Origin of the sequence: Arthrobacter sp. NicSoilB4 (assembly GCF_019977335.1) — a bacterium.
GTDB lineage: Bacteria > Actinomycetota > Actinomycetes > Actinomycetales > Micrococcaceae > Arthrobacter.
Map to the genome: position 1 here is coordinate 3,650,000 of NZ_AP024653.1, position 16,490 is coordinate 3,666,489.

General features: G+C 69.9%; 16 protein-coding genes and 2 riboswitches. Of the genes, 6 read left to right on the forward strand and 10 right to left on the reverse strand.

The features are described 5' to 3' along the window. The first annotated feature begins 5 nt into the window (after positions 1 to 5). The gene (locus LDO13_RS16785) at positions 6 to 968 is read left to right on the forward strand and encodes an aminodeoxychorismate lyase (RefSeq protein WP_224047808.1); all 963 of its coding nucleotides are present in this window, start codon (positions 6 to 8) and stop codon (positions 966 to 968) included. A gap of 18 nt (positions 969 to 986) precedes the next feature. On the opposite strand, the gene LDO13_RS16790 is transcribed toward LDO13_RS16785, so the two are convergent. The 5 genes from LDO13_RS16790 to LDO13_RS16810 all read right to left on the reverse strand — a co-directional run bounded on the left by LDO13_RS16790 (position 987) and on the right by LDO13_RS16810 (position 6,831). Beyond that, a complete protein-coding gene (locus LDO13_RS16790) occupies positions 987 to 1,640 on the reverse strand; it encodes a glycosyltransferase (protein WP_224047809.1) in 654 nt (217 codons plus the stop codon). Continuing rightward, positions 1,627 to 2,571: an ATP-grasp domain-containing protein gene (locus LDO13_RS16795; protein ID WP_224047810.1), complete on the reverse strand. Its 945-nt coding sequence runs from the start codon at positions 2,569 to 2,571 to the stop codon at positions 1,627 to 1,629. The genes LDO13_RS16790 and LDO13_RS16795 overlap by 14 nt, the downstream gene beginning before the upstream one ends. Positions 2,572 to 2,839: 268 nt before the next feature. Beyond that, positions 2,840 to 3,892, reverse strand: a complete 1,053-nt coding sequence (locus tag LDO13_RS16800; RefSeq protein WP_224047811.1) for a cysteine synthase family protein — start codon at positions 3,890 to 3,892, stop codon at positions 2,840 to 2,842. After that, the gene (locus tag LDO13_RS16805) at positions 3,852 to 5,531 is read right to left on the reverse strand and encodes an aromatic amino acid ammonia-lyase (RefSeq protein ID WP_224047812.1); all 1,680 of its coding nucleotides are present in this window, start codon (positions 5,529 to 5,531) and stop codon (positions 3,852 to 3,854) included. Before LDO13_RS16805 ends, LDO13_RS16800 begins: the two co-directional genes overlap by 41 nt. Positions 5,532 to 5,535: 4 nt before the next feature. Next, positions 5,536 to 6,831 carry an NtaA/DmoA family FMN-dependent monooxygenase gene (locus LDO13_RS16810; RefSeq protein ID WP_224047813.1) on the reverse strand — a complete coding sequence of 432 codons (1,296 nt, stop codon included), beginning with the start codon at positions 6,829 to 6,831 and terminating at the stop codon, positions 5,536 to 5,538. 187 nt (positions 6,832 to 7,018) lie between these two features. After that, positions 7,019 to 7,133: riboswitch (SAM riboswitch) on the forward strand. 61 nt (positions 7,134 to 7,194) lie between these two features. Between LDO13_RS16810 and LDO13_RS16815 the strand changes: the two genes are divergently transcribed. From LDO13_RS16815 to LDO13_RS16825, 3 genes are read left to right on the forward strand one after another with little or no spacing between them, the layout of a single operon-like run. Next, on the forward strand, positions 7,195 to 7,476 hold the full coding sequence (locus LDO13_RS16815) for a DUF1737 domain-containing protein (RefSeq protein ID WP_224049822.1): 282 nt from the start codon (positions 7,195 to 7,197) through the stop codon (positions 7,474 to 7,476). Next, a complete protein-coding gene (locus LDO13_RS16820; RefSeq protein WP_224047814.1) occupies positions 7,473 to 7,904 on the forward strand; it encodes a rhodanese-like domain-containing protein in 432 nt (143 codons plus the stop codon). Before LDO13_RS16815 ends, LDO13_RS16820 begins: the two co-directional genes overlap by 4 nt. Position 7,905: 1 nt before the next feature. Next, a complete protein-coding gene (locus LDO13_RS16825; protein ID WP_224047815.1) occupies positions 7,906 to 9,114 on the forward strand; it encodes an O-succinylhomoserine sulfhydrylase in 1,209 nt (402 codons plus the stop codon). Between the two features lie 10 nt (positions 9,115 to 9,124). Here the strand turns inward: LDO13_RS16825 and LDO13_RS16830 are convergent, their stop codons facing one another. The 5 genes from LDO13_RS16830 to LDO13_RS16850 form a co-directional block, all read right to left on the reverse strand. Beyond that, on the reverse strand, positions 9,125 to 10,309 hold the full coding sequence (locus LDO13_RS16830) for a glutamate--cysteine ligase (protein WP_224047816.1): 1,185 nt from the start codon (positions 10,307 to 10,309) through the stop codon (positions 9,125 to 9,127). A 132-nt stretch (positions 10,310 to 10,441) separates the two neighbouring features. Next, positions 10,442 to 11,965: a UDP-N-acetylglucosamine 1-carboxyvinyltransferase gene (locus LDO13_RS16835; protein WP_224047817.1), complete on the reverse strand. Its 1,524-nt coding sequence runs from the start codon at positions 11,963 to 11,965 to the stop codon at positions 10,442 to 10,444. A 96-nt stretch (positions 11,966 to 12,061) separates the two neighbouring features. Beyond that, positions 12,062 to 12,865, reverse strand: a complete 804-nt coding sequence (locus LDO13_RS16840) for an energy-coupling factor transporter transmembrane component T (protein WP_224047818.1) — start codon at positions 12,863 to 12,865, stop codon at positions 12,062 to 12,064. Next, positions 12,862 to 14,532 carry an ABC transporter ATP-binding protein gene (locus LDO13_RS16845; RefSeq protein ID WP_224047819.1) on the reverse strand — a complete coding sequence of 557 codons (1,671 nt, stop codon included), beginning with the start codon at positions 14,530 to 14,532 and terminating at the stop codon, positions 12,862 to 12,864. The genes LDO13_RS16840 and LDO13_RS16845 overlap by 4 nt, the downstream gene beginning before the upstream one ends. Further along, positions 14,532 to 15,173: an ECF transporter S component gene (locus LDO13_RS16850; protein ID WP_224047820.1), complete on the reverse strand. Its 642-nt coding sequence runs from the start codon at positions 15,171 to 15,173 to the stop codon at positions 14,532 to 14,534. Before LDO13_RS16850 ends, LDO13_RS16845 begins: the two co-directional genes overlap by 1 nt. 64 nt (positions 15,174 to 15,237) lie before the next feature. Beyond that, a riboswitch (TPP riboswitch) is annotated at positions 15,238 to 15,381 on the reverse strand. A gap of 195 nt (positions 15,382 to 15,576) precedes the next feature. Here LDO13_RS16850 and LDO13_RS16855 point away from each other — a divergent pair. Continuing rightward, the gene (locus LDO13_RS16855) at positions 15,577 to 16,122 is read left to right on the forward strand and encodes a heme-degrading domain-containing protein (protein WP_224047821.1); all 546 of its coding nucleotides are present in this window, start codon (positions 15,577 to 15,579) and stop codon (positions 16,120 to 16,122) included. Between the two features lie 92 nt (positions 16,123 to 16,214). Continuing rightward, positions 16,215 to 16,478, forward strand: coding sequence for a DUF4235 domain-containing protein (locus LDO13_RS16860; RefSeq protein WP_224047822.1), 264 nt, complete (start codon positions 16,215 to 16,217; stop codon positions 16,476 to 16,478). The last annotated feature ends 12 nt before the right edge of the window (positions 16,479 to 16,490 follow it).

Below are 16,490 nucleotides of genomic sequence, written 5' to 3' on the forward strand. Positions count from 1 at the left end.
AAGCCATGACTTCTCCTGCTGCCGCTCCCTCCCCCGCCACGGTGCTGGTCTTCCTCGACCCCGCCTTCGAGGACGGCCGGCTGGCCGATGCGTCCAAGCCGCAGCTGATGGCGACGGACCAGGGCGCCACCCGCGGCGACGGGGTTTTCGAATCGCTGCTGGCCGTGGGCGGGCAGCCCCGCAAGCTCCAGGCGCACCTGGACCGGCTGGCCGGGTCCGCCCGGCTCCTGGAGCTGGACATCCCGGCGGAGGAAGCCTGGCGCCGGGCCATCTCGTCGGCAATCAGCGAGTACCGGAGCCTGCACCTGCCGGGGCACGGGGCCATTACCGACGACGAACTCGTGGTCAAGCTCCTGGTGACCCGCGGCGTCGAAGGCGCGGGGACGCCCACCTGCTGGGTCCAGGCGTCCGCCCCGGGCCCCGCCGGGCGGCGGCAGCGCGAGACCGGGGTCGATGTGATCCTGCTGGACCGCGGCTACGACAGCGAAGTCGGGGAACGGGCCCCGTGGCTGCTTATGGGCGCCAAGACGCTCTCCTACGCCGTCAACATGGCAGCGCTCCGCTACGCCCACGCCCAGGGCGCCGACGACGTCATCTTCACGTCCGCGGACGGCCGGGTCCTGGAGGGCCCGACGTCGACCGTTCTGCTGGCGCATCTGGAGACCACCGACGACGGGGCCGGCGGGGTCCGCACCATCCGCCGCCTCATCACCCCCCAGCTCGACAGCGGGATCCTGCCCGGCACCTCGCAGGGCGCCTTGTTCACCGCGGCCAGGGCCGCCGGCTGGGAGCTGGGCTACGGCCCGCTGGAGCCCCACGACCTGTACGACGCCGACGCCGTCTGGCTGATCTCGAGCATCCGGCTGCTGGCGCCCGTGAACCACATCGACGGCAAGGAAATCGGCACCCCGGAACTGCGCCGGCAGCTCACTGCCGAGCTCAACGCGCTCTACGCCACGATTCAGTAGGCCCGTCCGGGGCCCCGCCTAGGACCAGGCCTGGGGAACGAACCCGACCCGGCGGCCGGCTTTGCGCACCCGCCAGGCCAGGGCAAGGACCTCGTTCTGCGCGCCCTCCGGAAACGGGCCCACGTCCGCGAGGACCCGGCTGGGCATGGCCACGATTCGGCTGGCGGGGACCAGCCCGGCCGCACTGAGTGCCTGCCGGACCAGACTGCGGACCGCATGGCCGCTCCCGGGCAGCGCCCAGACCGGCCCCGGAGCGCCGCCCGGCGGCCGGTTATCGCCGACGACGGCTCCCGTGCTTTCGTCATCGAAGCCCTGAAGGAGCCGGTCTACGGTCCGCCGGGAGATAGTGGCCTCCGGGTCCACGAAAATGAGGACGTCTCCGGCGGAATGGTGGCTGCCGAGGTTCAGCGCCGCGGCCCTCCCCGCGCGGGGCTGCCGGACGACTTTGATCCGCGGGTCCGCTGCGGCCAGCGCCGCCATGAGTTCCGCGGTGGTGTCCGTGGAGCCGTCGTCGACGAGGACAAGTTCCCAGCGCTCATAGCGGGTGAGCTGGATGGACCGGACACACGCGGCGATGCTGGCCTCCGCGTTGCAGGCCGGGACAATGATGGACACGCTGGGCCATTGGTCCCACAGTGTGCTCACCCCGCGGCGCGGGTCAGACCAGGACACTGGCGCACCCTCCCGTGGCCCCCGTAAACGACGCCGGGTTGAAGGACGGCAGCGCGCAGCAGGCCAGAACGGCGTCGAGCAGTTCCGGGGCACGCCAGCTGTTCGCGCCGAAACGGGCGTTCACGTCAAGGACCACCGGGGTCCCGTCGGCGCGGCGGCGGACATCGACATCCGCCGGCCCTGTCAGTCCCAGCGAGCGCACGGCGGCCATGGCCACAGTGCCCACGTCCGTGGCCTCGTCCACTTCCACCCGCCGCGTCGCGACTGCTTTGCCCACGGCGCCGCGGTCCAGTCCGGTCTTTTCCACGACGACGGCGAACGGCTCGCATCCGTTGTGCGCCGGACTGCCGAAGACCATGGGTCCGTACCCCGCACCGGGGATGAACTCCTGGACAATCTGGCCCTCCGGCAGCCTGTGCCAGTCGACCTCTGAGCTTGGGTCGATGACCACGGCGGGGTGCTCCCCGCGGGATTGCCGGGGCCGGACCACAACGGGGCCTCCCAGCGCCGCCATCGCGGCGTCCGCGTCGGCGAAGTCATTGGGCACGCCGAAGCGCGGAACAGGGATGCCCGCGGACTGCAGCTGCCAGGCGGTGAAGAGCTTGTCATGGGCGACCGACACGGGCCCGGGTTCGCCGATGATGACGCGCACACCGGAGCCGAACGCTGCCCGGTACGCCGCCAGAAGAGGAAGTTCCGCGCTCACCGTCGGGATGACCAGGTTGATGCCCTCGCGGATGACGAGGCGGCGGAGTGCCGAGACCAACTCCGGGTCGGTGGCCGCCGGCACCGGCACCACGGTGATGCCGGCACCGGCGGGAAGCTCGCGGGTGTCAGTGCCGAGGACGGGGATGCCGCGGGATTTTAGCTGGGCGGCCAGGGCCCGGCCCGCCGGGCCGCCGGCGCCGGTGAGCAGGACCCGGGGCTTCATGCCCGCCCCTTTCCCCGGCCCCGCCGGCAGGCAGGGCGGTAACCGGCGGCCCGGCGGCTTGCCGGCGGTGCACTACCAATGATGGTTGAGCGCGGAACGTGGATCGACATCATGTGAAATTGCCCCCCGGCGATTTTCGTGGCGCATGAGACCTTCTGGGCACTGCTGGACGTGCCCCTTCAGTAAAAACGGGGGGTCTCCCGGAAAACCCGAGTAGCGGGTACTCGGAATTGCGCGGGGCCGGCACCGCCGCCCGTCTGCCGGGTACTCAGGTTCGGCGGCCGGTACTCGGTTCCACCAAGTCCTCCACGACGTCTGACGCCAGCCGGATATGGTTCTCGGCCAGCCACACCGGATTGAAGGCCTTGCTCAGGTAGTTGCTGCCGGCGTCGGGGGCGATGGCCACCACCACCGAGCCGTGCGGCGCGGCGAGCGCCACCCGAAGGGCGGCCGCCACCGCGAGTCCGGAGGACGGTCCCAGCGACAGTCCCTCATCGTTCAGCAGCCGGTGCGCCGTTGTGTAGACCTCGTCGTTCGGAATGCGCAGGAAGCGGTCCACCGTGGAACGGTTGAAGGCTTTCGGCCAGTCGGCCTCCGGCCAGGTGTTCCCCACCCCATCCACCAGGATCTGCCCCGCATGCCCGCCGCTGTAGACCGAGCCGAATGGATCGGCGCCGATCACCTCGACGTGGCCTGCCGATTTTTCCTTGAGGTAGCGGCCGGTGCCGCTGATGGTGCCTCCGGTGCCCACACCCGCGACAAAATGGGTGACCGTGCCGCCGGTCTGCTCCCAGATCTCCGGCGCCGTGGTGTCATAGTGCGCCTGCGGGTTGGCAGGGTTGTCGAACTGCAGCGGACGCCACGCCCCCGGCGTCTCCGCCGTGATCCGTGCCGCCACCGCCCGCGCGTTCTCCGGCGATCCGGACGGTGCGTCCCAGTCCGTGATCACCACCCGCGCGCCGTAACGGTGCAGGGCGGCCAGCTTCTCGGCCGAAATCGAGTCACCCGTGACCACAACCACCGGATGGCCGGTCAGTGCCCCGATCAGGGCAAGTCCGATTCCGGTGTTCCCCGAGGTGCTCTCCACGATCGTGGCGCCGGGCTGCAGCGCCCCGCTGCGCTCGGCGGCCCGGACCATGCTCAGGGCTGTCCTGTCCTTGATTGACCCGCCCGGGTTTTCCGATTCGAGTTTGACGTAGACCGCGCTGGCCAGGCCCCTGCTGATCGTTCCCAGCCGCACCAGCGGGGTGTTGCCCACCCGGGCCAGGACGGCATCCGCGTCATTGGGCAGCTTCTCCGCGACCGTGTGCTTCCCCGTCATGGCTTTCCCCCTCCCCTGTGGCACGTTCCGCGAGGGCGGAGTGCAGATCATCGCGCGCCGCGTCCAGCAGTGCGGACGCCGTCAAGCCGCCGGCCGCGCCCTGGGCCAGGACGTGTGCAAGGCGCGCCTGGATGGCACCCGTCCCAGCCCCGAGGGGCCGCGCTCCGGGCCCCGCCGCCCCCTGGTCGGTATCAGCGTCTCCGGCACCGGCAATGTCACCGGCACTGTCACCGGCCCGGGACAGCAGGTAGGCCGCCGTCAGCGCCTCGATGGTGAAGAGCTTCTCGGCGGCGTCAGCGGAGCGCTCGAGCTGCTGCAGGGCCAGCGGCGCCAGGGTGGAGTGGTCCTCGAGGTCGGCGGAAAGGGTGGGAGCCCCCAGGGTGGCCGGTGCCGCAAGGGTCTTCAGCTCGGCCAGCAGACCGGCCGCCGAGTACCAGAGCAGGCCCGGGAGTTCCTCGCGTTCCAGCGCGGCGCCGTCCCTCGCCGCGGCTAGGTGCTGCTGCCGGATCCGGCGCTGCGGCGGATAGAGTTTGGCGATCCGGCGTTCGCTGCTGATCCCCAGGTGTGCCAGGCCCACGCGGAGGGCTTCGAAGGCCAGGGCCAGCTGCATGGGCTGGAAGTTCCCGCCGGACACCATCCGCCCCGAGGCCAGATCGGTCAGGGGGTTGTCGCCCTGTCCGTTGAGTTCCACTTCGAGTGCTTCCTCGAGGGCGCTGAGCTGCCAGCGAAAGGCGCCGTGGGTCTGCGGGGCAGCGCGGAAAGACAGGGCGTCCTGCACCGAGGCCTCGCGGCCGTCCTGCTCCAGCCACCCCCCGCGGACCAGCCGGCGGACGTTGCCGGCGGAGACGGCCTGCCCGTCGACGGCCTTGGCCGCCTGCACGGCCGCGGAGAAGGGGCTGAGGTTACCGCCGCCGTCGTACCGTGCTGTCGCTTCCAGCGACAGCGCCAGCGCGGTGTCGGCCAGGTCGGCCAGGCGCAGGAGCCGCCCCAGCAGGAGCGCACCCACGCCGATCGAGTAGGAGTTCGCGCTGACCAGGGCCAGGGCCTCCCCCGGCCCCAGGGCCAGGGGCTCAAGCCCGGCGGCGGCGAGCGCCTGCGCGCCGGGGACGGGCGGCCCGTCCGGAGAAAGGACCTGTCCCTCCCCGATGGCGACGGCGGCGACGGCGGCGAGCTGGGTCAGGTCCGAGGATCCCACGGAGCCGTCGCGCGGGATGGCGGGAAGCACGCCGCGGTTGAGCAGCCGGGCGTAGAAACGGGCCGTCTCGGGGCGCACTCCCGAGCCTCCGCGGCTGAAGCCGATCAGCCTGGCGAGGACTGTGGCGCGGGCTTCGGCGGCGTCCAGCAACCCGCCGACGCCGCTGTCGTGATAGCGGACCACCTGGACCTGGTAGGCGAGGATGGATTCCTCCGCGACTGCCGTGTCGCGGCCGGACCCCAGCAGCGTGTTGAGGCCGTAGACCTTGTGCCCGGACTCGATGGCCCGCTGGACGACTTCCCGGGAGCGGCCCAGCACTCCGAGGGCCTGTTCGCTCAGGACCACCCGCACGGAGGGGTCGGCGGCCGCCGCGGCGACGTCCCGGGCATGCAGCCGGGCTGTGCCGATGAGGAACGACGCTGGCGCGGCCGGCCGGGCGGGCATGGCGCTAGAAGTCCAGCAGGTTCCGGCGGAAGCCGCCGTCGCCGTAGCTGGTCCGCAACAAGCCCCGGCGGCGCAGCACGGGGGTCAGCCTGTCCAGGACGCCGTGGACGGTCACCGGGTCGACGAACCCGGAGAACAGGAAGCCGTCGCCGCCCACCTGCGCCCCGGTGTCCTCGAGGTAGTCAGCGATCTCCTCGGCGGTTCCGATGATGCTGTCCCCGGCGCCGCCGCTGCGGGCCTGGAGGAGCTGGCGCAGCGTAGATCCCGGCGGGCCGGCCTTGGTGAAGTGGTCGAGTGTGCCCTGGTTGCTGTTCGTGTGCAGTTCCGGCAGCGGGGCGTCGAGGTCGAACTGCCGGAAATCGATGACGGAAAGATACGAGATGGAGTTGAGCTGGCTGTCGATGTCCCGCTGCGTCAGCTCCCGGCGGCGGGCCCGCAGTTCCTCCGCCTCCGCCCGCGAGCCGGCCACCGTGGGCTTGAGGACAAACAGCACCTTAACGTCGTCCGGGTTCCTGCCCGCGGCGGCGGCCTCCGCCCGGATGGAGTCCCGGTACGCCTTCATCCCGTCCGCTCCCCTGGCGAGGGCAATCGCGACGTCGGCGTTGCCCCCGGCGAAGGCCTTGCCCCGGGGGGAGGCGCCCGCCTGCACCAGCACAGGTTCCTCCGGCATGGGTGCAGTGTTCAGCGGCCCCCGGACCTTGAAGAATTCGCCGTCGTGGTGGATCGGGTGGACCTTGGTGTGGTCTGCGAAAACGCCCCCTTCGGCGTCCTCCCGGATGGCGTCCGGTTCCCAGCTTCGCCAGAGCCGGCGGACCACGTCCACGAATTCCTCGGCCTTCTCGTAGCGCCGGTCGTGTTCGATCTGCTGGTCCAGGCCGTAGTTCTGGGCGGCGAGGTCGCTGCCGGAGGTCACCACGTTCCAGCCCAGCTGCCCGTTCGAGAAGTGCTGCAGGGTGGCCAGCAGCCGCGCCGCGGTGAACGGCGGGTAGAAGGATGCGCTGATCGTCGGCACGATGCCCAGGTGCGTCGTGGCGGAGAACAGATACGGCACGAGGGCCAGCGGATCGTGTTTGGGCGCGAACGACGCCTGCGCCAGGGAGACTTCCGCGGTGCCGCCGTAGGTGTCCGGGACGGTGAGGGAATCCTCGATGATGAACAGGTCCAGCCCGGACCGTTCAAAGGCCCGCACCGCGTCCTGGTACAGCGCCGGCTTCTTCCAGTCGTAGCCGATCCCGTAACCGGGGGTACCCCAGCCCTGGACTCCGAAGCCGTGGCCCACAAACCACCCAAAATGCAGCATGGGAGCGACTGTAGGAGCATCCGAGGCGTTCACGGCCACCTGATTTCATCCGGCGTAAAGGGACTTCACCTCCCGTCATTATCCTCCCGGGACCGCCGATTGGGTCCCCGCGGTCCGGCGGATTCCGTTACTTAACATGACGACGGCGGCGGTGCCGGCCGGCGTCGCGGGTGTTACGTTTTTGGTGAGTAATGAGAACCGGCGCCAAGCCCTGACTGGCCGGTCGGCAACCCTCCCTTTCGCGGCGGGGTGCCTCAGGTGAATACTCGGCATATCGACCATTCGAGCTGCAAGCGTGAAAGAAGGAGATCCGTCGTGCCTGACGCGTCCGCCCCCGCTGTCCCCGAGACAGCAACCCGTACAGTGCCCGCCCCGGGCCCCGCCGCCCCCGCCGTCCCCGGGGCCGGCGGGGAGAGACTGGCCTACCGCCTGTTCACCGGCCCCGATGACCGCGCCTTCTGCGAGCGCGTCTCGGCCGCCCTGGCCGAGGGCTATGTGCTGCACGGGGGCCCGGCCGCCACGTCCAACGGCGGCAGCGTCATCGTGGCCCAGGCCGTGGTGCTGCCGGCGGCGATCGCCAGTGCCGATGCGGCCGTCGCCAATGCCGTGGACGACCTGGAGTTCGACGGCGAGGGCCACGCGTGAGCTACGCCGGGGACCTCAGCCCGCAGGAGGCCTGGGCCAAGCTCGAGGACGGCGCCATCCTGGTGGACGTGCGCACCGAGGGCGAATGGGCCCACATCGGCATTCCGGACACTGCGTCGGCGGGCGGATCGCGCAATGATCCGCTGTTCATCCAGTGGAACCTCGCAGGCGGGCTCCCCAACGCGCGGTTCATAGAACAGCTGAAGCAGCAGCTGAAGGGCCAGGCCCCCGCCGGGCAGGGCACCGAACTGGTCTTCCTGTGCCGGTCCGGCGCCCGCTCCATCGCCGCCGCGATCGCCGCGACCGAGGCCGGCTACACGTCGTACAACGTCCTTGAGGGCTTTGAAGGCGAACCGGACCGCCACGGTGAGCGCACTGTCAACGGCTGGAAGAACCGCGGCCTGCCCACAAACGCCGGAAAGCACTAAGTTGGCCTTCAATCCTGACGCCGCCGGCTGGAGCCCGGATACCCAGGCTGTCCGCGGCGGACTCGACCGCACCGGCTTCCAGGAAACCTCCGAGCCGATCTTCCTGAACTCCGGCTTCGTCTACGAATCCGCGGCCGCCGCGGAGCGCGCCTTCACCGGCGAGGACGAGCGCTTCGTCTACTCCCGCTACGGCAACCCCTCGGTGGCCACCTTCCAGGAACGGCTCCGGCTGCTCGAAGGCACCGAGGCCTGCTTCGCCACCGCCTCGGGCATGTCAGCCGTCTTCACGGCCCTCGGCGCCCTGCTGGCCGCGGGCGACCGGGTGGTCGCGGCCCGCTCGCTGTTCGGCTCGTGCTTCGTAATCCTCAACGAGATCCTTCCGCGCTGGGGTGTGGAAACGGTCTTCGTGGACGGCCCGGACCTGGAGCAGTGGCGCGCCGCACTGTCGGAACCCACGACGGCGGTCTTCTTCGAGTCGCCGTCGAACCCGATGCAGGAAATCGTGGACATCGCCGCCGTGAGCGGGCTGGCGCACGCCGCCGGGGCCACGGTCGTCGTCGACAATGTCTTTGCCACTCCCCTGCTGCAGCGCTGCGGGGAGCTGGGCGCGGACGTGATCGTCTACTCCGGCACCAAGCACATCGATGGCCAGGGCCGGGTGCTCGGCGGCGCGATCCTGGGCACCAAGGAGTTCATCGACGGCCCGGTCAAGCAGCTCATGCGCCACACCGGCCCGGCGCTCTCCGCCTTCAACGCGTGGGTGCTGACCAAGGGGCTGGAGACCATGGCCCTGCGGGTCAACCACTCCTCCGCCTCCGCCCTGCGGCTGGCCGGATGGCTCGAGGAGCAGCCCGCGGTCAGCTGGGTCAAGTACCCGCTGCTGGCGTCCCATCCGCAGTACGCACTGGCCGCACGGCAGATGGAGGCCGGAGGCACCGTGCTGACCTTCGAGCTCTCCCCGTCCGCCGGGCGTTCCGCGAAGGAGGCCGCCTTCGCGCTGCTGGACGCCCTGAGGATCATCGACATTTCCAACAACCTGGGCGATTCGAAGTCCCTCATCACCCATCCCGCCACCACGACGCACCGCGCCATGGGGCCGGAGGGCCGCGCGGCGATCGGGCTGAGCGACGGCGTGGTGCGCCTCTCCGTGGGACTCGAGGACATCGAGGACCTGGTCCGCGACCTGGGCCAGGCGCTCAAGCAGGTCTAGGCCGCTCCCGTCAGCCCTGGCGGACCCGTCCCAGCGACGGCCCCTGGTCAGCCTGGTTGGCGGCGGTCCCCTCTGTGGTCACCTCGACCGCCCGGGCGACGACGGCGGCCAGCCCGCCCGTGTGGAACGGCTCGCGCTGCAGCTGCGAGCCCGAGCCCTCCGCCAGGATCCGGCCGACGCCCTCGCGGACCAGGTCCAGCTCGCCCTGCTCCTCCAGCACGGGGGCCACGAAGTCCACCAGGGCATGGACCACTTCCGCGGCAGGGGCAGGGGTGAAGGTTCCGAAGTCCAGCAGCTGCCCGCGCAGTCCGCAGTTGCTGGCTTGCCACGCGGCCATCCGCAGCAGCAGCGTGGGCACCGGGGCTGGATCGACGCCGTCGTTCCATTCCCGGGACGCCGACTCGACGAGGGCGCGCACGATCACTGCGATCAGCGCCGCGTCCTCGGCCCGCAGGCAGACGTCGGCGACGCGGATCTCCACAGTGGGATGCAACCGGGCCAGCCGGGCGTCGAAGTAGACCATCCCCTCGTCCATCAGGACGCCGCTTTCCACGAGCCGGGTCACCACCCTGCGGTAGACGGGCAGGCTGCCGAAGATCATCGTGGGGCCGGACCCGGGCCAGCGGTTCCACGCCTGGGTGCGGTAGCTTTCAAACCCTGTCTCGGCGCCATTCCAGTACGGGGAGTTTGCGCTGAGGGCTATCAGCACGGCGAGCTTGTCGCGGATCCGGTCCATCACCGCCACGCCTTCCTCCGGGGACTCGACGAAGGTGTGGACGTGAAGCCCGCAGGTCAGCTGGTTCCGGACCGTGAGCCCGAAGCGCTGCTGCATGGTCATGTAGCGCTGCTTCGGCGTCAAGTGGGTGGCGGCGCCCTGGGGGGACGTGGCGAGGGCAGCGACGCGGCCGCCGTGCGCCCGGGCGGCGCGGTCCGCAAGGCCACGGCCCTGCCTGAGCTGCCGGAGCAGCTCCGGGTAGTCAAGGCAAGGCCGCGTCTGGGTTTCAATCTGCTCGAGCTTGAGCTCGTAGCTGAAGTCGGCGCCGTCGTCGTGGACCGGCTGCTGCCCCGGGAGAATCAGGGCGGCGTCCTGCTTCGGCGGCACCAGGACGGGCAGCATGGCATCGGCCAGGGCAAGCAGCATCCCCGTTTCGGGATCCACTATGAGCAGTTCTTCCTCCACGCCGAAGGTGCGCATAAATCTATTGTGCGGCAGGAACCCCCGAAACGCCCCTACCTTAACGCGGGTCACTCCGGGCCCATGCTGATCCTCCGGATGGGTCCGATCTGACCCCGCGTTGCTGGGAGCCGGCCGGTACATTCGGCGCATTCAGTCTTGGAAGTACTCGATCTTCGCGCCGATGGTGTTGAGCCGCTCGGCCAGGTCCTCGTAGCCGCGCTCGATCACGTAGATGTTGCGCAGTTCCGAGACGCCGCGGGCGGCGAGCATCGCCAGCAGCAGGCAGGCCGCGGGGCGCAGGGCCGGCGGGCAGCCAACCTCGGCCGCGCGCCATTTGGTTGGCCCGTTGACGTAGATCCGGTGCGGGTCCAGCAGCTGCACCTGGGCGCCGAGCTTGTTCAGCTCGGTCAGGTAGATCGCACGGTTGTCATAAACCCAGTCGTGGATCATCGTCTGGCCCGTGGCGTTCGCGGCGATGACCGCGAAGAACGGCAGGTTGTCGATGTTCAGCCCGGGGAACGGCATGGGGTGGATCTTGTCCTCGGGGGCGCTCAGCTCCGAGGGCTTGGTGGTGACATCCACCAGCCGGGTCCGCCCGTTGCGGGCAAGGTACTCCCCGGACACCTCGAGCCGCTGGCCCATCTGCTCCAGCGTCGCGAGTTCGATTTCCATGAATTCGATCGGAACGCGGCGGATGGTGACTTCCGAGTCCGTGACAATTCCGGCGGTGATGAGGCTCATCGCCTCGATGGGGTCCTCGGACGGGAAATACTCGATGTCGACGTCGATCGAGGGGCGGCCGGTGATCTTCAGGGTGGTGGTGCCCACGCCCTCGATCTCCACCCCGAGCATCTGCAGGTAAAAGCAGAGGTCCTGCACCATGTAATTGGGGCTGGCGTTGCGGATGATGGTGCGGCCGCGACGGTGGGCGGCGGCCATGATGGCGTTTTCGGTGACGGTGTCGCCGCGTTCGCTGAGCACGAAGGAGCGGTCGTGCCCGTCCGACGGCGGGGCCTGCACCGCGTAGAAGCCGGATTTGGCGTCGACGCTGAGGCCGAACTGGCGCAGCGCCTGCATGTGCGGCTGCACGGTGCGCGTGCCGAGGTCGCAGCCGCCCGCGTAGGGCAGCCGGTACTCACTGGATTCGTCCAGGAGCGGGCCCAGCAGCATGATGACGCTGCGGGTCCGGCGGGCGGCCTCGACGTCCATCGAGTCGAGGTCCAGCACGGCGGGGCGCCGGATCTGAAGGTCGTTGGCGTTGAGCCAGGTGCATTCGACGCCGATGCTGGTCAGCACCTCGACGATCCGGTTGACCTCCTCGATCCGGGCGAGCCGCCGCAGCGTGGTGGTGCCGCGGTTGATCAGGCTGGCGCACAGCAGCGCGACGCCGGCGTTCTTGCTGCTGTTGACGTCGACGGCGCCGGACAGGGTGCGGCCGCCCTCGACCCGGAGGTGCGTCATGGCGGGCCGCCCCACCTTCACGATGCTCCGGCCCAAGATGGACTCGAGCCGCTGGATCATTTTCAGGCTCAGGTTCTGCTTGCCTTGTTCCATGCGGGCGATGGCGCTCTGGCTGGTTCCCAGCTCGGCAGCGAGCTGCCCCTGGGTCCAGCCCTTCTGGCCGCGGGCGGCGCGAAGCAGGGCTCCGACGTGTTCAGCAGTCTCTTGAGTCATCCCCCGAAAATATCACGCATGATTTATTAACTCCGGGAAAACCCGCCGGAATGCCGTTAATCTCACAGTGCTACCCGCACTGTGCGATAACTGGCGCTATTGCCTCGCCAGGAAGACCATGTTCCAAGTCCCCGCAGCCAGGGCGGAGGCGACGGCGGCTCCGGCAATCAGCAGCCCGCCCAGGAACACCCAGGCGTCCAGGCCGCTGAAGACCGACGTCCGGGCCCAGGTCCGTTGTGCGCTGCCGAAGCCGCGGGCCTCCATGGTGACAGCCAGCCGGGAGGCGCGCCGGACGGCCTGCACCAGCAGCCCGAAACTCTGCCCCAGGGTGGCCCGCAGCCGCTGCAGCGGGTTCCCGTGGGAGCCCACGCCGCGGGCGCGGCGGGCCATGCCGATGGTCTGCCATTCCTCGGCCATCAGTCCCACAAGGCGCAGCGCCGCCAGGGTGCCGAGGACGAAGCGGTGCGGCAGTTTCGCCTTCTGCGCGAGGGCGTCGGCCAGGTCCGTGGGATCGGTGCAGCTCATCAGCAATACTGCCGGCAGCGCGATGGCCAGGCCGCGGATCATAAATCCGAGCCCCAGCTCCAGGGACCCTTCGCTGATCGACCAGATCCTGGCGTCGAGCAGGATGCTCCCGCTGTCCGGTGCCAGAATCGTTGTGCTCCAGCCGCCCAGCGCAGCGGCGAGGACCAGGGGCCAGCCCCGCTGCCAGAGCACGCCGAGGGTCAGCCCGGCCAGCGGCAGCAGTGCCAGTTCGAAGGCGAGCGCCACCGAGGCTGACACCCAGTCGATGGACAGCGCCAGCACCATCGTGATGAGCATAACGGCGGCGAACTTCGCCAGCGGGTTTGCGCGCGTCAGCAGCGCATGGTTGCCGCGCAGAGTCAGTTCCTGCCTCATGGTGCTTGGACCTTCCCCGGTTCCCGGCGTTCAGGCTCCCGGCGTTCAGGCTCCTGTGGCCCGGGCTCCCGGCCCGGTTCCCCGTGTTCCGGGGCGTGGAGGCTCAATCTGGTGCCGCCGAGGACCTCGCTGAATTCGGCGTCGTGCGTCACTGAGACGACGGCAGTGCCGCCGTCGAGCAATTCGGACAGGAACGAGGCGAGTTCGGCCCAGGTGTTGGCGTCCTGGCCGAAGGTGGGTTCGTCCAGGACCAGCACCTGGGGGTGCGCGGCGAGGACAGTGGCCACGGACAGGCGCCGCTTTTCGCCGCCCGAGAGCGTGTACGGGTTGGCGTCCACCAGCTCGGTCAGCCGCAGCCGCTCCAGCAGCTCGTCGACGCGTTCCCCGCCGCGGCCCAGGTGCCGGGGGCCGAACATCAGCTCATCCAGGACGCGTCCGGTGACGAACTGGTGTTCGGGTTCCTGGAACACGGTGCCGATCCTGGCGATCAGCTGCTGGGCCTTCCACCGGTACGGATCGATCCCGGCGCCGGCGCTGAGTGCCAGGGTGGCGGACACCCGGCCGGAGACCGGCGCAAGCAGGCCGGCCAGGGTCAGGGCGAAGGTGGACTTCCCCGAACCATTCGGTCCCGTGATGGTGAGCGCCTCGCCGGCGCGGACCTGGGCCGAGATGCCGGACTGCACAGGCTCCGGCGGAATGGGACGGAAGCCGCCTCGGAGTCCCGCCCGCCGCTGCCGTTCCCGCGAGACCGCCAGATCCTCCGCGGCCAGCAGCAGCTGCCCCGAAGTGCCGGCCGCGGCTTCCTGGCCGGGGGTCCGTGATCCGCGTGCCCGGGTCTCCGGCACGTAGCCGGGTACCCAGACCCCGGCCGCGGTGAGCATGTCCCGCGCCTGCGCCAGGACCTGGTCCGGCGGCCCGTCGATCAGCACGGCGGAGTCCGTGGCGGATCCCGGCTGCAGCACCACAATCCTGTCCACGAGGTCTTTCCAGACCGAGACGCGGTGTTCCACCACCACCAGGGTGGCCCCGGTTTTGTCCAGGCAGCGCCCGACGGCGTCCCGGACTTCCAGGACGCCGTCGGGGTCCAGGTTGGCGGTCGGTTCGTCAAGCAGGATCAACCCGGGGCGCATCGCGAGGATGCCGGCCAGTGCCAGCCGCTGCTTCTGGCCGCCGGAGAGGGCCGACGTCGGGTGGTCCAGCGGCAGCCGGCCCAGCCCGACGTCGTCGAGCGCTTCCGCCACGCGTGGCCAGATGTCCGCCGGGGGTACGGACAGGTTTTCCGCGCCGAAAGCGACGTCGTCGCCAAGGCGCGAGAGCACCACCTGGGTCTCCGGGTCCTGCTGCATCAGCCCGGCACGGCCACGCCGGGCCCGGGGCGGGGCGCTGTCGATCAGCAGGCTGCCGGTCTCGTCTGCGTCCTCGCTGTCAGCCGGCGCGGTGCCGGCCGTACGGCCGGCGTCACCGGCGGAGCTGTCGCCCAGCACCCCGGCCAGGGCGTGGAGCAGCGTGGACTTGCCGGCGCCCGAGGGCCCCAGCAGCAGCACGCGCTCCCCGGGCCGGATGTCCAGGTCCAGGCCGCTGACGGCGGGCCGGGACCGGCCGGCGTGCCGCCAGCCCCAGCCGCGAGCGGTGATCGAGGCCGGGCGGACCCCCTCTAAGGCAGGCATCAGGAGAAGACGGGCTCCGTAGCCGCCTTGCGGGAGGCAAAGGAGCTCAGCACGCCGGTCCTGGCCAGTCCCCGGGTGGCGAGCCAGGACAGGCCGCCGGCGATCACAGCGCCGGAGATGGCGGTGAAGATGATGTAGGCAAGCTTGTCACCGCCTGCGTAGGCAATGTTCCAGCCCCAGGGCATAAACGCATCGTTCAGCCCGCAGAACAGGCCCGCGCCGGCCCCGGCCAGCAGGGACACCGGCAGGTTGAACTTCTTGTAGATGAACGCGGCGAACACCAGTTCCGCGCCGAGGCCCTGCAGGATCCCGGAGATCAGCACCGTGGTGCCGTACTGCGAGCCCATGATCAGCTCGCCCGTGGCGGCCACCGCTTCGCAGAACAGTGCGGCGCCCGGCTTGCGGATGATGAGCATGCCCAGCACCGCCGGGATCATCCAGCCGCCGGCGTAGAGCCCGGTGAGTGGCGGGTAGAAGGCGTTGACGGGGGCGGAAATGAGGTTGGCGCCCTGGGACCAGGCCCAGAAGATCACGCCGCCCGCCACCGCGATCAACGCGGCCACCACAATGTCCACTACACGCCAGTTGTAGTTGAGTCGGGTGCGCGTTTGTTTCACAGATGCAGCAGATGTATCAGTCATATCGTCCTCCTGAGGAACAGGAGGGGAGAGTGCCCCGGGCCGCGGCTTCTGCCACCGCTCCGGGCACTCCGAGAACTCGACTCCCTTGCGCCGGTACTAACCGGATCAGGTTCGAGGGTCTGCGGCTGTCCGCACTCTCAGCGCCCACCTGTGGTTTCCCCGGATTTCCCCGGTGATGCCCGACGGCGGCGCTCCCCTGTCGTATTGAAAATAGCCCTTGTGGGCGTGGCCCAGTTTACACCCGGAAGAGGTTGTTTTCCGGGCCCGTCCGTCACAATCCGCCGGCTTGGCCGCCGGTGACCTGCGGACCCTTGCTTGGTAGAGTCGGCAGGGCATGGAACACCGGACACCGCCGCGGCCGTTTGGCTACCCGACGGCGGCCAACCAACGGAAGCTGAATCACGTGACCACCTCACCAGTTCCTTCACCCGGCTACGATCCGGACTCCGCCGAACCGCAGCCGCACGGCTCCCTGGCGGCACTCATCGGCAGCATCCTGGCGGAAATGGACGAACTGCAGTTCCGGTCTTTCAGCAAGGACGACGCCCTGGATCTGGGGCTCCGCCTGGTGGAACTGGGCAGGCAGCGCTCCCACCCGATCGCCATCGACATCACCAAGGGCGAGCAGGTGCTTTTCCATGCGGCGCTGGAGGGCGCCACCCCGGACAACGAGCGCTGGATCAGGGCCAAGCAGCGCACGGCCGTGCGGTACGAGGTCCCGTCGCTGCTGGTGGGACTCCGGGCCCGGGCCGCGGGGCGGATGATCGAGGACAACGCCTGGTTCGATGAGAAGGAATTTGCCGCCCACGGCGGGGCCTTCCCCATCTACGTGCGCGGAACCGGGATGGTAGGCACCGTCACGGTGTCGGGTCTGCCGCAGAAAGCCGACCATGAACTGGTGGTCGAGGCCCTGTCGGACATCCTCGGCCGCGCGGGTACCTCAGGCTGACCTGTCCCGCCCCCTGCCTGCCTGGCTGGACCGCCGGGCCAAGAACGCTACGCTAGGGGAAGCCCAGTTCCCGCCTCCAAGGAGTCCGCAGAATGAACATCCTCATCAAGTTGCTCGGCACCGGCGTCAGCCTGCTGGCCGGCTTCGCTGGCACCAAACTCGTCGACACCGTCTGGGAGAAGTCCACGGGCAGCAAGCCGCCCAAGGGCCAAGACGACGACGTCCCCACCACACTGCGCCACGCACTGACCTTCGCGCTGATCTCAGCGTCCGTCAGCGCCATCATCCAGGTCCTCGCCAACCGCGGCACGCAGCGCGCAATCACGCGCTTCGCCAAGACCCAGGACATCGTCTAAAGCGCCTCGTTT

Excerpts from the sequence above, each read along its gene's own strand:
- LDO13_RS16785 (WP_224047808.1), top strand. The coding sequence starts at position 6 with ATGACTTCTCCTGCTGCCGCTCCCTCCCCCGCCACGGTGCTGGTCTTC.
- LDO13_RS16795 (WP_224047810.1), bottom strand. The coding sequence starts at position 2,571 with ATGAAGCCCCGGGTCCTGCTCACCGGCGCCGGCGGCCCGGCGGGCCGG.
- LDO13_RS16800 (WP_224047811.1), bottom strand. The coding sequence starts at position 3,892 with ATGACGGGGAAGCACACGGTCGCGGAGAAGCTGCCCAATGACGCGGAT.
- LDO13_RS16805 (WP_224047812.1), bottom strand. The coding sequence starts at position 5,531 with ATGCCCGCCCGGCCGGCCGCGCCAGCGTCGTTCCTCATCGGCACAGCC.
- LDO13_RS16810 (WP_224047813.1), bottom strand. The coding sequence starts at position 6,831 with ATGCTGCATTTTGGGTGGTTTGTGGGCCACGGCTTCGGAGTCCAGGGC.
- LDO13_RS16830 (WP_224047816.1), bottom strand. The coding sequence starts at position 10,309 with ATGCGCACCTTCGGCGTGGAGGAAGAACTGCTCATAGTGGATCCCGAA.
- LDO13_RS16835 (WP_224047817.1), bottom strand. The coding sequence starts at position 11,965 with ATGACTCAAGAGACTGCTGAACACGTCGGAGCCCTGCTTCGCGCCGCC.
- LDO13_RS16840 (WP_224047818.1), bottom strand. The coding sequence starts at position 12,865 with ATGAGGCAGGAACTGACTCTGCGCGGCAACCATGCGCTGCTGACGCGC.
- LDO13_RS16845 (WP_224047819.1), bottom strand. The coding sequence starts at position 14,532 with ATGCCTGCCTTAGAGGGGGTCCGCCCGGCCTCGATCACCGCTCGCGGC.
- LDO13_RS16850 (WP_224047820.1), bottom strand. The coding sequence starts at position 15,173 with ATGACTGATACATCTGCTGCATCTGTGAAACAAACGCGCACCCGACTC.
- LDO13_RS16860 (WP_224047822.1), top strand. The coding sequence starts at position 16,215 with ATGAACATCCTCATCAAGTTGCTCGGCACCGGCGTCAGCCTGCTGGCC.